The organism is Paenibacillus sp. FSL H8-0034, from assembly GCF_038000305.1.
Lineage (GTDB): Bacteria > Bacillota > Bacilli > Paenibacillales > NBRC-103111 > Paenibacillus_S.
Genome location: NZ_JBBOBS010000001.1, coordinates 7594098 through 7609298, shown reverse-complemented (window position 1 = coordinate 7609298; position 15201 = coordinate 7594098). Strand labels below are relative to the sequence as shown.

11 protein-coding genes are annotated in these 15201 nt (G+C 47.3%); 10 read left to right on the top strand and 1 reads right to left on the bottom strand.

Features of this window, described 5'->3' with window-relative positions; translation table 11 throughout:
- The first annotated feature begins 694 nt into the window (after positions 1-694).
- From NST47_RS34025 to NST47_RS34005, 5 genes are all read left to right on the top strand, one after another.
- Positions 695-1972 carry a vWA domain-containing protein gene (locus NST47_RS34025; protein WP_341159076.1) on the top strand — a complete coding sequence of 426 codons (1278 nt, stop codon included), beginning with the start codon at positions 695-697 and terminating at the stop codon, positions 1970-1972.
- A 101-nt stretch (positions 1973-2073) separates the two neighbouring features.
- A complete protein-coding gene (locus NST47_RS34020) occupies positions 2074-2688 on the top strand; it encodes a hypothetical protein (RefSeq protein WP_341159075.1) in 615 nt (204 codons plus the stop codon).
- Positions 2689-2964: 276 nt separating this feature from the next.
- Positions 2965-4230, top strand: a complete 1266-nt coding sequence (locus tag NST47_RS34015) for a TRAFAC clade GTPase domain-containing protein (protein WP_240414899.1) — start codon at positions 2965-2967, stop codon at positions 4228-4230.
- A complete protein-coding gene (locus tag NST47_RS34010) occupies positions 4227-7118 on the top strand; it encodes a GAP1-N2 domain-containing protein (protein WP_341159074.1) in 2892 nt (963 codons plus the stop codon). The genes NST47_RS34015 and NST47_RS34010 overlap by 4 nt, the downstream gene beginning before the upstream one ends.
- 88 nt (positions 7119-7206) lie before the next feature.
- Complete coding sequence (locus tag NST47_RS34005) at positions 7207-7494, top strand: hypothetical protein (RefSeq protein ID WP_341159073.1); 288 nt, start codon at positions 7207-7209, stop codon at positions 7492-7494.
- Between the two features lie 142 nt (positions 7495-7636).
- On the opposite strand, the gene NST47_RS34000 is transcribed toward NST47_RS34005, so the two are convergent.
- The gene (locus tag NST47_RS34000; protein ID WP_341159072.1) at positions 7637-8410 is read right to left on the bottom strand and encodes a TSUP family transporter; all 774 of its coding nucleotides are present in this window, start codon (positions 8408-8410) and stop codon (positions 7637-7639) included.
- Positions 8411-8536: 126 nt separating this feature from the next.
- Here NST47_RS34000 and NST47_RS33995 point away from each other — a divergent pair, with 126 nt between their 5' ends.
- From NST47_RS33995 to NST47_RS33975, 5 genes are all read left to right on the top strand, one after another.
- The gene (locus NST47_RS33995) at positions 8537-10159 is read left to right on the top strand and encodes a sensor domain-containing diguanylate cyclase (RefSeq protein WP_341159071.1); all 1623 of its coding nucleotides are present in this window, start codon (positions 8537-8539) and stop codon (positions 10157-10159) included.
- A 116-nt stretch (positions 10160-10275) separates the two neighbouring features.
- Positions 10276-10662, top strand: coding sequence for a VOC family protein (locus NST47_RS33990; RefSeq protein ID WP_076229829.1), 387 nt, complete (start codon positions 10276-10278; stop codon positions 10660-10662).
- A 227-nt stretch (positions 10663-10889) separates the two neighbouring features.
- A complete protein-coding gene (locus tag NST47_RS33985) occupies positions 10890-13523 on the top strand; it encodes a PAS domain S-box protein (RefSeq protein WP_341159070.1) in 2634 nt (877 codons plus the stop codon).
- Positions 13524-13535: 12 nt separating this feature from the next.
- Positions 13536-14201 (top strand): oxidoreductase, encoded by a 666-nt coding sequence (locus tag NST47_RS33980; RefSeq protein ID WP_341159069.1) that lies wholly within the window; start codon positions 13536-13538, stop codon positions 14199-14201.
- Between the two features lie 40 nt (positions 14202-14241).
- Positions 14242-15198: a D-2-hydroxyacid dehydrogenase gene (locus tag NST47_RS33975; protein WP_341159068.1), complete on the top strand. Its 957-nt coding sequence runs from the start codon at positions 14242-14244 to the stop codon at positions 15196-15198.
- Positions 15199-15201: the final 3 nt, after the last annotated feature.

Below are 15201 nucleotides of genomic sequence, written 5' to 3'. Positions count from 1 at the left end.
CCAAGCGTGTTCCAAAGGGGCCAAAGCGTCCCGAGAACACATAGTCAAGCAAACCAGCATCACACCAAAAGTCGAGCTTGTCCCGAAGGGGCCAAAGCGTCCCGAGAACACATAGTCACGCACACGAGCACTACACCAAAAGTCGAGCTTGTCCCGAAGGGGCCAAAGCGTCCCGAGAACACATAGTCACGCACACGAGCACCACACCAAAAGCCAAGCGTGTCCCAAAGGGACGAAAGCGCCCCGAGAACACATAGTCAAGCAAACCAGCACAACACCAAAAGCCAAGCGTGTCCTAAAGGGGCCAAAGCATCCCGAGAACACATAGTCACGCAAACCAGCACCACACCAAAGTCGAGCTTGTCCCGAAGGGGCCAAAGCGTCCCGAGAACACATAGTCACGCACACGAGCACCACACCAAAAGCCAAGCGTGTCCCAAAGGGGCCAAAGCGTCCCGAGAACACATAGTCACGCACACGAGCACCGCACCAAAAGCCAAGCGTGTCCCAAAGGGACGAAAGCGCCCCGAGAACACATAGTCACGCACACGAGCACCACACCAAAAGTCAAGCGTGTCCCAAAGGGACGAAAGCGCCCCGAGAACACATAAGTTTCGCACACAGTAAGGGAGTCCAGAGGGCAGTGCCCTTTGGGGCCCTCCCTTGGGAGGGTTTGGGAGGGAGATTATTTTTTATGCGTAAATGGAACGGACTACTAACCTTATTCAGCTTAATCAGCGGAATTATCGGATTTATAATCGGAGAATACATTCTTGACCGCTGGGATGGAACGATTCACGAAACGTTACTGATGGGCCTGTACTTCGGCCAATTTGCATTGGTGCTAGGTTTGGGCTGCCTGCTGGCCGAGATCATCTCGCCACAGCTGAACGGGAAAAACTGGAGGCTGCGTTATGCAAATGAGGGCTGGAAGTTTCTTGTTCCGGCGACACTAGTACTGTTGTTTGCTGCGGGAGCCCTGTTCCAATGGGGTTATGGTTTACAATTAGGTAACAACGACAAGCCGCAGGATTATGTCCTGCTTATTGATATGTCGGAAAGTATGAAGACCAGTGATCCGCAGAAGCAAAGTATTCAAGCCGCGCAAGCCTTGATCAATAAGATGGACGATGGGAAGCAGGTCGCGGTGTTCACATTTAATGAACAAACCCAATTGATTGCGCCGTTGACCAAGCTTAAGGATCCGGCAGCGAGAGCACAGCTTACAGCGAAGCTGAGCGCGATCGGAGCACCTATAGGCCAAACGGATATAGGAAGAGCGCTGGACACAGCGATGGAGCATCTGAACAAGGAACGAATCGCCAACCGTAAGGCGGCCGTAATCCTGATCTCCGACGGGTACAGCAATATGAATGAGGTCAAGGTTCTCACTCCCTATCAGCAGCAGCGAACCCAGATCCATACCGTGGGGATTGATTCCACACAGGTAGAAGGTAATCAACTGCTGCAGCGTATTGCCGCGCAAACAAACGGCACCTTTCATGATGTGAAGCGAGTGGAAGGCGTCGCCAACGCATTCGATCAAATATACCAAAATGGGCAGCGTTGGCATTTGATGAACGAGCGCGCAGATACAGCGGCAGATGGATATCATGGCTGGCTGCGGATTGTATTGATTCTTATGATAGGCGCTCTGCTTGGCCTGGCACTTGGTATCGTATTTGATAATCGTTTCCTGGCAAAATGCTTTGCCATTGGCGGGGCTTTGGGAGGCCTGATCGCAGGCATCATACTGGAAACCGGATTACAAGGATCCGTTGAACCCTTTATTGTCCGTGCTTTCGCTGATGTGGCGCTTGCTTTGGTGCTCTCCTTATCTACGGTACTGATAGCGGTAGGGGGTCCAGGTGGCTCTGGAACGGGAAGAACTGGATTTCGCAAAACAGCTTTGGAGCAGCCGATTCGTGGCGAACGCCAAGGCGGTGAGACGATACGCAAGCAATTCCGTTAAGCCGCTCATGCGGCGAAGCCGGGTCTTATGCTTGGATTCTTGGTTTTAATGAAGTTATTAAAATGGGGGGCTGATTTCTTTTGCAGTGGGAAGAGCCTGAAATGCAATACCGAATTGTAAAGGCAGCCAGTCAGGCTCTGGACGGGGAAAGTGTTGTCACCTGGCAGTGGCCGAAGCATGTGGAGGCCGTATATGTATACAGCTTCCCGGATGGCACAGAGCAGGAGCCAGAGGGGCTGGAACAGAAGCGGCTGAAGCTGTTCACCCGGGAGGAATATAAAACAAGATCAGGCTATCGTGAGCGCATCGAGCATATTGGTGTGCAGGGCTATCGGATATTTCCTTGCCTGATTCGAGGCGGTCAGCCAATACCATTAAAGCAGATCGATCGTGAGAATTATACACGTGTCAGTGGGGGAAAGGCAAGGCTTCGTTACTCCATTAAATATGGAAATAAATGGTTTAGTAAATATAAATCGGTGCAGATTCAGCTATTTTGTGAAATGGCGGTTCCGCAGAACGCGCTGTGTTATGTGAAGAAGGAAGGGGCGTCTCCTGTGAATAAGGAGGATGGCATTACTTACCCTTTTCTTAATGATTTTGCCGCAGGCAATCATCGGCTTCCTGAGATTGAAATTGGAAAAAATGAGTTTATCCGACTATTTTTTACCGATGGCAAAGCTTTTGGGGAGCTTTATGAGTTAATCGCCGAGTAGCGATTGGCTTAGGATGGCTTGCGAAGCTAGGTTTACTCAATTGAAAATTTTGCAGTCAGGTGAAAAATGAGCGGAGCGTCAAAGTGTTCTGGAGATAGCGAAGCGGTGCCTTTGTTTAAGAATTTCTACAACTAAATGTCTTATATAATAGCGAAATTATTGAACAACAGCAATCGTAGGAATACTTTGGACGCGCAGCGGAACTTATTCACCACACTTCTCATCGAATGCTCACAAAGTATATGTCCCATAAAAAGATTGAAGGAGGGAAGGTCCATGTTGGATTTTTTCAAAAAAATGTTTGATAAAAAGCCGCCTGTCAAGGAACGGCCTCCATATTACAGTATTGTGTGCCCACATTGCTTCAGCAAGTTTGAGCCGGACGAAGTCGTATTCCGTGCGAGTCATGTCAAGGAGCATGATGATGATTTTATGCTGCAGGAGGATCGCAAGCTGGCTGATTGGCGCCGCAAATTCAATCTATCTCAGGTGGATATGGAAGCGATCATTGATCCTCTCACGATTCCCGACGAGAATAAAACCTACATCCAGAACGTGCTGGTAGCCGTGACCGACCGTTATGGTGAAGAAACCAGAAGACGTCTGTGCCCGGACTGCCATAACGAGCTGCCGATTTCGGCCGGCAAGGTTCCGAGTAATATCATCTCGATCGTCGGTGCCTCACAGGTCGGCAAGTCGGTCTATATGACGTCTTTGATCCATACGCTGCAAAATACGACAGCTTCCAACTTTAACGCAGCCTGCATGCCGTTGAGCGCAGAAATCAGCCGCAAGTTCAGACAAAATTACCACGAGCCGATATTCGAGCGCGGCAGCATGCTGCAGTCGACGAACCCCAATGAGCAGCAGGAGCCGTTTATTTTTCAATTTGTATTCAAGGATGAACGGGAAGCGCCACTGACGCTTGTGTTTTTCGATGTGGCTGGAGAGGGTATGGTGGAGCGTGACTACCTGGACATCTACGCGGCGCATGTCAAAAATTCCTCGGGAATTTTGTTCCTGGTCGATCCGCTGCAGATCCGGAGTATTCGCGATAAAGCGCGTATCCATATCGGGGAAGAGGAAGGCGAGTTCGCCAACCGTTATGACGAGCCGCGCGAGGTCGTGATCAGCCTGTTTGAAAATTTTATTGCTCACCAGCATAATAGCAAAACCGATATTCCGACGGCGATTGTCCTGACCAAAAGCGATATGCTAACCCATTTGATGGAAGAGGACAGTGAATACATCAGGCCGAACAGCAATGTTTTCCGTAATGTCGTGCACAAGGGATTTTTGAACAAGACAGAATTCGACAATATTAACGGGGAAATCAGTCGTTTTATCGAAAAGGTAGATAGGCCGTTTAAGGATGCGATTGATGTGTATTTCAAAAACACGGCTTTTTTCGCGGTGTCGGCATTAGGCGCAAATCCGGTTAAAAGCCAAATTACCGGGGTGATTAATCCGATTCGGGTGGATGAGCCTTTTATATGGCTTTTGTACCAGCTTGATTATGTGGCTAGGAGAGATGCAACGTGATAGAGTCGCGTAAACCGATACAGCAGCAATATTTTACACGGGATCGCGAAGGGGTTTTCCGAACGAATGAGGGCTTCGACACGGTAGCGAAATCGGATGGACTGGATTCTGCATTTATCAAAACAACGTTGAATCCCTTCTGCGTCTATAAATCACCCAAGGAGCTGACGGGAAGGAACGAGGAGAACGTTGCTCTGTACCCGGAATCTCTTGTCGTCTTTCACGCCGATAATGGGGATATGGTTTTAAGCCGCAGCTGTTATGTAGGGGCTGATTTTACAGGGCAGCGCAGCGCATCGTTCACGCATCAATTCGTGGTGCCGAAGGAACGCAAGGAAGCTTTCCTGCGCGAGCCGGAGCGAATTTTGCAAATTGACAGCTTTCAAAGCGCTTATGATATCCGGGAGGGCAAGGTGCTTCCGGAGCTTGATGATATCGGGTACAACAAAGCTGTCCGCAGCCGCAGCATTGATCGAACGGAGCTGCTGCTGTCCCGGCTAGGGATTGATCAAATTCGTTACCAGCAGCTCGTATACGCCGTGATGGCATCTGTAGCCAACAAGAAAAAGAACTATATCGTGCTGGATACGGATGTTACCGATAGCGCCGAGCTCGCCAAGGATTTGCTGGATTTGATCTACCGAAGCATTCCTTATTCAACACGCCGTCATCTGGGCTTTATGACCTTCAGCAGCGAGCCGGAGGGCAAGCAGGGCTTACATATTGTTTTTGTGGAAAAGGGCGGTATTCGCCAGCCGGACCGTAATGTAGAGCGAGAGCACTTATTTGATTTTTCCAATCAGCGATTCATTAACAACGAGCTTCCGGCGCAGGAGCATCTCCTTCTGGATACGATCTGGAAGCAGCGGCATACATTGGATCAGCTTGATCCTTTATTTGAATTCATTGATGAAGCACTACAGGGAATAAATAATCAAGCGGCGGTAAAGGTGCAGACATATGATGACCTGCACACCTTGTATGAAATCGAACAGGGCAATGAGGCATTGTACGAGGCCAATCGTGACGCTGCGCTGCAAGGAATTATTTCCTATGTGAATGCGGAGACCGTGGGCAGCAAGGTAAGACTGAACCAGCTGTTTGTCTCGCTGCTGCGCAGAGACCTGATGAACGGAGAGTTTCTGCCATCATCGGATTATGTCAAATTCCTGCTTCAGTATTATGCATTTGCCGATGAGGGCGTCAAATCCCTGCTGAATTCCTGCTTCATTATCTTTATTAGCCGGGCCGCCAATCGTTCTGAAGAAGGCATGAGCGAAGCCGCGCAAATCTTTGATCAACTGCTGGGTCGGGATTCATTGTTTGATTCGGTGATGAGTGGCTTATACACCCAGCAGGCCGGAACGGCGGAGCGTTATGTTGCTTACCGTATGGCGAAGGCAGTAACGGTCAACACAATTATGGAAGAAATCCGCTTCTGGGTACAGCATGGTGAAAGCATCGTGCAGCAGCGTTTTTTTGCCAATGAGGTACTGAAAAAGGTGAAAAAGCTGCTGCAAACGGATTCCGTTCATAAGCGGCTGGAAGCAGCCAATGTCTTGTATCGGTATTTTGATGAACTGCCTGAGCGATCCGGCCAGCAGCAGTATGAGGATTTTTGCGGCCAGCTGAAGCTTGAGATTCGCCTCGATCTGCTGGATACTCTGCAGCCGGGCAATCTGGAATTCGAGGATATCGTACAGTTGGGCTTTATGCTGGAAAAGGTCGACCAGGAGCTGAACAGTCATCTGGACAAACGTCAGAAGCAGACGATTCACCTGCTCAGTACGATCTACAAGGTGCTGCTGATGTCCAAAAGAGAGGACTCCGAGCTTGTGAAAGCCATCGACAGGCTGGATACGCTCGATCTCGAACGCATACAGGAATATTTGAAAAAGCTGTTGTTTACACGTGTCGGTCCCGAGCATTTTAGCAAAATCGCCTATGCCTTCTATCGCCCCAGTCTGGGACATGCCTCAGGTTATGAAGCGGAGTTTGATTACTATGGATTGCTGGAATATATCTCCTCGACGACCCGCGGCTCTCATACGATCTATGATTTCCTGGTTTGGTCTGCCGAAGACACACGATTTATAAATATGAGGCAAGTGATGGATGCGAATTACAAGGCTGCGGTCAGCAAATATTTTGATAATCATGATCCCCGGGCGTTCAGGGATAAAGAAGTTAAACAAAAGCTGCTGGCAACTCCAAATGAAAGTTTTGTCACTTTTTTCAAAGCAGTCAAGCTTCGGCAGTCGGGCAAGCTGGTTCGTTTTGCTGTCAAAAATAGACGTAAGCTTGTCAGGAGCGGGCTTGTTGTCGCGGTACTTGTCATCCTGCTGGTCGTGTTCCGCAACCCCATTTCAACGATGATCGCTTATTTGGGACCTGCGCCTGTAATTGTGGTGGAGGCACTGCCTGTGGAAGCGACTGACTCCACGGTAACCTTGCAAGCAAGCGCGCATAACGCCGATCCTGATATCAAGCTGTATGTCAACGAGCAGTTGATGGGAAGCGGCAAGATCAGTACCACCGTTGATCTGCAGGATGGTGTCAATGTATTTGAATTCAAGGCGGTGAACCGCGGCGGCAAATCGTCCGAGGTTATCAAAAAGCAGGTTTCGTACGCGATGCCCGCGCCTATCGTAACCATTGAAGCTACACCTGACACTACACGCAATAGCTCCATCCAGCTTAAGGTAGGTGCCGCGGATATACATGATCCGAGCCCGACCATCTTTATCAATGGACAAGCCGTCGGACAAACCAGCGTGAGTAAATCTGTTGAGCTGAAGACCGGAGAGAATATAATTGAAATTAAAGCTTCAAACAAGCAGGGTAAAATGAGTGAACCGATTCTGAAAAAAATTAAATATGAGAAATAAATTAATTTAACAAAAAAGATTCATACATTTAACATTTGGTTTATATACTAATAGAATGTTGGATACCTTACTTGAAAGGATGAATCTTATGGAAATTATTAATCATATTAATTATACGGACCAGAATGATCACATATACTGCTGTTTACGCAATCGGGTTGTGAAGCTAAATCAAGCGCAGCAGGAGCAATTTTGTCAGAGCTGCAAAATGTTCGCTGGAACCGCAGGCGGACGTGGGGTTGAGTGCGCTTGGGAGGATGTTCGCAATGTCAGCAATCCTCATGTGGTTGCCGATCCGGCCAAAGAGTTTATTTCAAACCAAAGACGTGTTGTGTTTCAGGAAAATTGGACTCAACGTGCTTCCTTTTGCGGATGAGATTAATAAGGAACCCCCATATAAAACGATAAAAGCGATGTCGGCCCTTTTGGATGAAGGGTGTCGGACATCGCTTTTTTATGTACTTACTGGAATACACAACACAAGGCAGGATTTTGACATATATTGTCGAAATACGTAATTACAATATCGAAGAGATCAGATCATAAAGCTGCTTGCCAATCAAAAGGGTCGTAACTGCGATAAAGAGCGGTTTCACATAACTGGCACCATGACGGATCGCTAGACGAGAGCCGACAAGCGCACCCGCAATCATGGCAATGCCCATGGGAAGACCATAACCCATATGAACGGAACCGAGCAGCCAGAAGGCTAACAGGCTCGCTACATTGCTGGCCAGATTCAATACCTTGGCATTGCCTGAGGCACCAACAAAATCAAAGCCGAGCAGCAGGAACAGGAACAGCAGGAAGGACCCGGTCCCAGGGCCAAAGAAGCCATCATAGAAGCCAAGAGCGAATGCGCATAAGGCCGTTGCCAGCTTGATCGTCGGTGTCATCGGACGTGGAGACGTGAGTGCTCCCCAGTTTTTGCGCATTAAGGTGTAGATGAGCAGCAGCACCAGCATGCAAACTACGAGCGGTCTTAAGAATGCGGATGGAACCAGATGCACCGTATACGTTCCAAGCATGGCGCCAATGAACGATAGCGGAAACAAAGCAAGCGTCAGCTTTCCATTAATTTTTCCGGAAAATAAGAAGGACAGTGTGCTGGTGATCGATGCCAAGGTGCCTCCCAGCTTGTTCGTTCCAAGCACCATACTAGGAGGCAGACCCGTGAGCAGAAGCGCGGGCACAGCTATGAGTCCGCCACCGCCAACCACGGAATCAATGAATGCTGCGATAAAGCCCGCGGCGAGCAAAAACAATAACATATCGGTTGAAGGGAATTCCATGGTCGTACTCCTCTGTCAGCTGTTAATTCTTGAGATTGATAAATCCGTGTTGAACAACCTTTATAACCAAGTATAGGTAAAGTTCCATGGCTGCACAATACCCATTCCAAAGCAGGTGAACAGAAGATGTTGTCCAAATTCCGATCACGCACAATTAAGCAGCATTTTCTGATTTGGTCGGTAACGATAATTGTTATATTTGGTTTGTTTATTAATGCGGCGTTTTATTGGATCTATACGAACAATATTCATGAGGAGGTCAACGAACAACTGGCCGAAAAGCTGACACTGCAATCCCTCTACATGAACCGTTGGCTGGATGAGAGATCAGCCGATATTTATCAAATGTCTCGAAAGCAAGACGTAAAAGAAGTGAATATTGACCATATGCAAAATGACTTTGTGACCTTTATTAACAATCAGTCCGAGTTCGGGGATCTTGGCTTTGTGAATACGGACGGTGATATCCTCGTCAGTGCAATGCGGCAGCAAACGAGAATGAATGTCAAGAACCAGGCTTTTTTTGAGCAGGCGATCCAGGGAAAAATGTATATTTCCAAAGTTATATTCCCGAGAATAACGGGTGATCCGATCATTGTTTTCTCCTCACCTGTCTACAGTGTCAATAATGAGCTGCAGGGACTGATTTATGGATCGGTCAAGCTGGGGACGATTTCGCGGACGGTACAATCGGTGCATTTTGGACGAGCGGGTGAGCAATATTTGATTGATGGCTCAGGCATGCTCATCACGGAAGCGCGTTTGGATATACAGAAAGTATACGGCAGGGATAAGATTGATACGGAAATTTTGCAAAGAGCATTGACGGATTCCAATGAGGACACGATCTACACCAATTATCGTGGGGAAGAGGTGATCGGTTCCTACCAATGGACGAAGGATCGGCGCTGGATTATTGTAGCGGAGCTGAAAGCCAGTGAAGTGTTTGCTGCACGCTCTAATATCATGTGGGTTTTTGTGCTTATCACTTTGTGCATATTGATTGTCAGCTTGTATGGCATTGTCCTGGTAACGCGGCGCGTGGAGAGACCTCTGGAATTTTTGCTGCAGGGTACCAAGGTACTGAAGGAAGGGCATTATGATTATCGGATTGACCCGAGTGTATTCAAACATGCGCCTGACGAGTTGAAGGAATTGTGTGACACCTTCAATATGATGAGCCTTAAATTAAAAAGTACAGTTAGGCTGCTTGAGGATTATGCGTTGATTGATGCGCTGACTGAGCTGCATAATCGTCGATATCTGACACAGGAGGGCAGTAAAATCATTGAGAAATGTATCGAAACTCAGCAGCCCTGTGCGATTATGATGATTGACGTCGATTATTTCAAAAAAGTGAATGATACCTACGGTCATCAGGTAGGAGATCGCGTTTTGCTCCATATTGCCAAAATTCTAAAGCTGCAAACCCGACAAACCGATTTGGTAGCGCGGTACGGAGGCGAAGAGTTTACGGTGCTGGCACAGCAAACCGATTTGGAACAGGCGATCCTTATAGGTGATGCAATCCGTAAGGAAATTGAAAGTAAGCCCTACATCGAAGAAGAGCTGCATATTCCTCTCACGGCCAGTGTAGGTATCGCTCTGCTGCCGTTTGTTGCGGAAGCCGATTTGACGGTGGATACCCGATTGAGCAGTCTCGCCGAAGCCGCTGACCGTGCATTGTATAGAGCGAAGCAGGGTGGGCGCAATCGTATAGAGACAGACACTGATTGGATATCTGCCTAGACCAGCTAGCTTTTTTCGATTGCACAATCCCTTCGGACATGGTATTCTTCATGCGTAACCTGCACAAGCAGGTGCGCCGCACGCGAATTATATAACTTGGAAAGGTGTTGTTCACGTTGATTCACAAGCTGGAGCATATTGGCGTTATGGTAAAGGATATGGATGCCTCGATCCGTTTTTATACCGAGGTATTGGGATTGAAGCTGGTCAAGCGTAAGGCGCTGGCTGATGGAGTGGAGCTCGGTTTCTTATCTTTTCCTGACTCGGACCAAGTAGAGATCGAATTAATCGGACGCGGTCATGATGGCCTTCCGGACAATGGCATTGTTCATCATATTGCATTTACTGTGAGTGATATTCAAGTGGAGATCGACCGTCTGAAAAGCCACGGGGTTCGATTAATGGACGAGACTCCTCGAACGATCCTGGATGGCGATCTCATCGCTTTTTTCTTTGGTCCTGATGGCGAACGTCTGGAATTCTTTCAACCTGCTGCCAAATAATTATTTTTTTAACTATGTATCTACAACAAACCGTCCGGAGGTCAGTATTCATGGGCGGTTTTTTTATATTCCATTTTTTGTTGATTTTTTCGCTGTTTCAGAAAGCATACAAGGTGTAAATAAAAAGGAAGGTCTGATTACTTAGACACGTAACTGCATTCTTTGTCGCAATTCATCTACGGATCAGTTTATAATAGAAGTATATTTTTTGGAATGGAGGGTTTCGTGTGGCGAAGGCACAAGTGGATGATCATTCGTTTTTTGAACATGCTTATACATGTGCACCTGTGGGAATTGCAATCGTGTCCATTCAAGGCGAATGGTTAAAAGTGAATCCCGCCCTGTGCAGCATCCTTGGATATCATGAGCAAGAATTAATGAATCGACCCTCTAACGAAGTAGGGTATAACGACCATACATTCTTAGACGATCACCAGGTTCAACCATTATTATCTGGAGCTGCGGCATCTTATGAAAGTGAGAAACAGTTGGTCCGCAAGGATGGCAGCATCGTTTGGGCATCGCTGCACGTTTCCCTCGTACGAGATGAGCAAGCAGGCACACCGCTTTATTTCATTATGCATCTGAATGATGTGACCGATAAAAAAGTGAAAGAGCAAAATTTGCTGAAAATCGAGCAGCTGTATACGATGATCTCGGAAAATGCCCAGGATTTGATTTCTTATTCAACCCCGGACGGGATTATACGCTACTGCTCGCCTTCTATTACTAATTTATTGGGCTATAGGGCGGATGAGATTGAAGGCAGTGCCAATCTGGAATTGTACCATCCTGACGATGTGTTGATGCTACAGGAGAGTACCCTTTCTGACATGGATACCTTAACTTACCGAATTCTTCACAAAAACGGCAAGTATTTGTGGTTTGAAACCTCCTATAAAAAAATTCGGGATGAACAAGGCGAAATCAAGTGGGTTCTTGGTATTGGTCGTGATATTACGGATCGCAAGAAGCATAAGGATAATCTGGCAGAGGCGCAGCGTATAGCATTGTTGGGCAGCTGGGAGCTGGACATTGTCAGCCAGGAATTGCTGTTATCCGATGAAATCTACAACATGTACAATTTGACCCGCGATCCGCATCCCAACCGCATATCCCAGTTTATTAATTTGATTCACCCTCTCGATCAACAACAGTTTATAGAAGAACTGGAGCATACAAAGAGAGGGTATGAATTAGATAAAGAATTCCGGCATTTGCATTTGGATGGAACGATCAAATATTTGCATGTGCGTGGTTTTCCAACAATGGACAGCAGCGGCTCACCACTGAAATTAAACGGTACCATTCAGGACATTACCGAGCACAAGCATGTTGAGCTCAAGCTGCAGGAAAGTATAGAACGTTACACGTCGCTGAAGAAATACAACCATGATGCTGTATTTTCGCTCGATTTGGAAGGTAATATTATTAATACGAATCAAAAGGCGGAGCAAATTACCGGTTTTGTTGTATCAGAGATGGCAGGACAGAACTTTTCCAGATTCATTGGCAGCGTCAATCTCAAGAGAAAGCTTTCCGCTTTAGTGGAAAATGGCAATTCTGAGAAGGTTATCGATAAGATTACCCATAAAACAGGACAAATCATTGAGGTGTTAACGACCGTTGCACCTATTATCGTGAATGAGGCGACAGTCGGTTACTATATTATTGCCAAGGATATAACGGAACAGAAGAAATTGATGGTGGCCAAGGAAGCCGCAGAGAAAACGAACAAGGCTAAAAGTGAGTTTTTAGCCATGATGAGTCATGAAATACGTACGCCCATGAACGGAGTTATCGGGATGACGCATCTGCTGCAGGACACGACAGAGCTGGATGCCCAGCAGGAAGTGTACGTCGATATTATTCGAAAAAGCGGCAATTCCCTGCTGACGATCATCAATGATATTTTGGATTTTTCCAAAATCGAATCAGGTAAGACAGACCTGGTAGAAGCTCCACTCGATATACGTGAATGCATCGCCGAAACTCTTGATGTTCTTTCCGCCAAAGCGGCTGAGAAGCATCTGGAAATGACTTATTCGGTTCATTCTCATGTGCCGAGCGTGCTTGTTGGTGATGCGGACCGCCTTAAGCAGATATTGATGAATTTGATTGGGAATGGGGTCAAATTCACATATTCGGGAGGTGTCTCCGTAACCGTTGAGAAATGGCTGCACACTTCGAATTCACTGCATCTTCGTTTTACGATCCGAGATAGTGGTATAGGGATTCCTGAGGATAAAGTAGGTCAGCTGTTCCAGCCCTTTTATCAATTGGATCATTATATGACGCGTAAATCGGAGGGTACGGGGCTCGGGCTTGCGATCAGCAAGAAGCTGATTGAAAAAATGGGTGGAGATATCTGGATAGAACCAACGACTGGCCCGGGTGCGACCTTTGTATTTACGGTTGCGCTTAAAGAAGAGAAGCCAAATAAAGAAGTCGGTCTCAGTGAGTTAGTAAAGGAAGAGAAGGCTGTACAAAGATCCTTGAAAATCCTGGTGGCCGAAGATCACGAGATCAATCAATTGGTTTTAAGAAAAATGCTGGAGAAGATGGGTCACACCGTAACGGTAGTGGAAAATGGTAAAGAGGCTATTGAAGCCGTGACCTTTGAAGAGTTTGACCTGATTTTTATGGATGTGCAAATGCCCCATATGAACGGCTTGGATGCTACCAAGGCATTGAAAAGCATTCCGATACGTGGCACTTTTCCTGTTATCATTGCAGTTACGGCTAACGCCCTCACGGGGGATCGGGAGAAATGTATGGAAGCCGGCATGGACGATTACATTAGCAAGCCCTTCAAGCGCGAGTTGATTTCAGACAAGATAAATAAATATTTTCCGATTTAGGAGGCTTGGCTTGTGGGGAAAACAGCGATTGTGGCAGGAGCTACAGGACTGATAGGTACTGAGCTGGTAGCATTTCTCATGAATGAGCCCTCCTATGAGCGGGTAGTGGTTGTGGTCAGGCGTGAGATAGAGATCATGCATCCCAAATGCATACAGGTGATAACCAATTACGAGCAGCTTGAAGATGAGCTTCAAGCGTATGTCGCTGATTCCGATGTATTTTGCTGTTTGGGCACTACAATTAAGAAGGCCAGAACCAAGGAGCAATTCCGCAAGGTCGATCTTGAATATCCAATGAGGCTGGGTAAGCTGGCCCAAACGTATCATGCAGCCTATTTCGGAATCGTTACAGCGATGGGTGCGAATGCCGAATCTTCTATTTTCTACAGTCAGGTGAAAGGGCAAGTGGAGGATGGACTTGATCGGCTGCAGCTGGATTCTTTACATATATTTCAGCCTTCCTTGCTGCTCGGACATCGGGCTGATGCCCGCACTGGTGAAAGGATGGGAGCTGTCTTATTCGCAGCCGCGGCGCCCTTGCTCATAGGTAGCTTACAAAAGTATAAGCCCATTCATGTAAAAACTGTCGCCAAAGCGATGCTTCAATCTGCTATATTGGGTAATAAAGGCTTGCATAGGTATTCATACAAGCAGATCGAAGAGCTTGCCGCTACATAGACATGCGAAGCACTTTGTTAAACGCTAAGGAGGAATCAGGATGGCACGCAAGATTGTCTTTGTTCAGGAAATCAACGAAACCCATGAAAAGCAGATCCGCAGCATTGCTCGAGATTGGGAGTTAATCAGTGGTAAGGAGCGTGAGCTGTGGCTTCCTCATCTGGCAGATGCAGAGATTGTGGTCGGTTGGAATTCGTCCGCAACAAAGGAGTGTCTGCAACAGGACACTATGCTGCGTTGGGTGCAGAGCTGGGGAGCTGGCGTAGATAGAATGCCGTTAACTGCCCTAAGCGAATATGGGGTATTGCTAACCAATTCCAGTGGTGTACACCCGAACCCGATTTCGGAATCGATCTTTGCTATGATGCTCGGACTAACACGTCAGCTGCAGCGGTCGATCCGTAATCAGCTTCAGCACAAGTGGGAGCAGTTGAATGGCTTGGGCGAAATTCATGGAAAAACAATCGGCATTCTTGGCGTCGGATCGATAGGCTTGGAAGTAGCCAAGATATCCAAAGTATTCGGGATGACGGTACTAGGGGTTAAACGAACCTTGTCGGAATCGGTATACGTCGATCGTATGGTCAAGATGGATAGCTTGGATGAGGTGCTGCGCGAGAGTGACTATATCGTGAATACACTGCCGCACACCTCCGAAACCAACCATGTGATGGGCCGCGCCCAGTTTGCAGCTATGAAGGCATCGGCATTTTATATCAATATCGGCCGCGGCGGAACGACAGACACGGAAGCGTTAATCGAAGCGCTGCAGCAGGGGACCATTGCGGGGGCAGGTCTTGATGTATTCGAAGTAGAACCGCTGCCAGCAGACAATGTGCTGTGGGATATGGATAATGTTATCATCTCTGCTCATAATACAGGGATTACGGAATATTACCAGGAGCGGGCCATGCACATTTTTCTGCGTAATTTGAAAGATTATGTGGAAGGCAGAGAGCCGCAGCTCAATCGGGTTAATCTGGAACAGCAATACTAGAAG

Coding starts and splice junctions, on each gene's coding strand:
- NST47_RS34005 (WP_341159073.1), top strand. CDS start 7,207: ATGGAAATTATTAATCATATTAATTATACGGACCAGAATGATCACATA.
- NST47_RS33995 (WP_341159071.1), top strand. CDS start 8,537: ATGTTGTCCAAATTCCGATCACGCACAATTAAGCAGCATTTTCTGATT.
- NST47_RS34000 (WP_341159072.1), bottom strand. CDS start 8,410: ATGGAATTCCCTTCAACCGATATGTTATTGTTTTTGCTCGCCGCGGGC.
- NST47_RS34015 (WP_240414899.1), top strand. CDS start 2,965: ATGTTGGATTTTTTCAAAAAAATGTTTGATAAAAAGCCGCCTGTCAAG.
- NST47_RS33975 (WP_341159068.1), top strand. CDS start 14,242: ATGGCACGCAAGATTGTCTTTGTTCAGGAAATCAACGAAACCCATGAA.
- NST47_RS34025 (WP_341159076.1), top strand. CDS start 695: ATGCGTAAATGGAACGGACTACTAACCTTATTCAGCTTAATCAGCGGA.
- NST47_RS34020 (WP_341159075.1), top strand. CDS start 2,074: ATGCAATACCGAATTGTAAAGGCAGCCAGTCAGGCTCTGGACGGGGAA.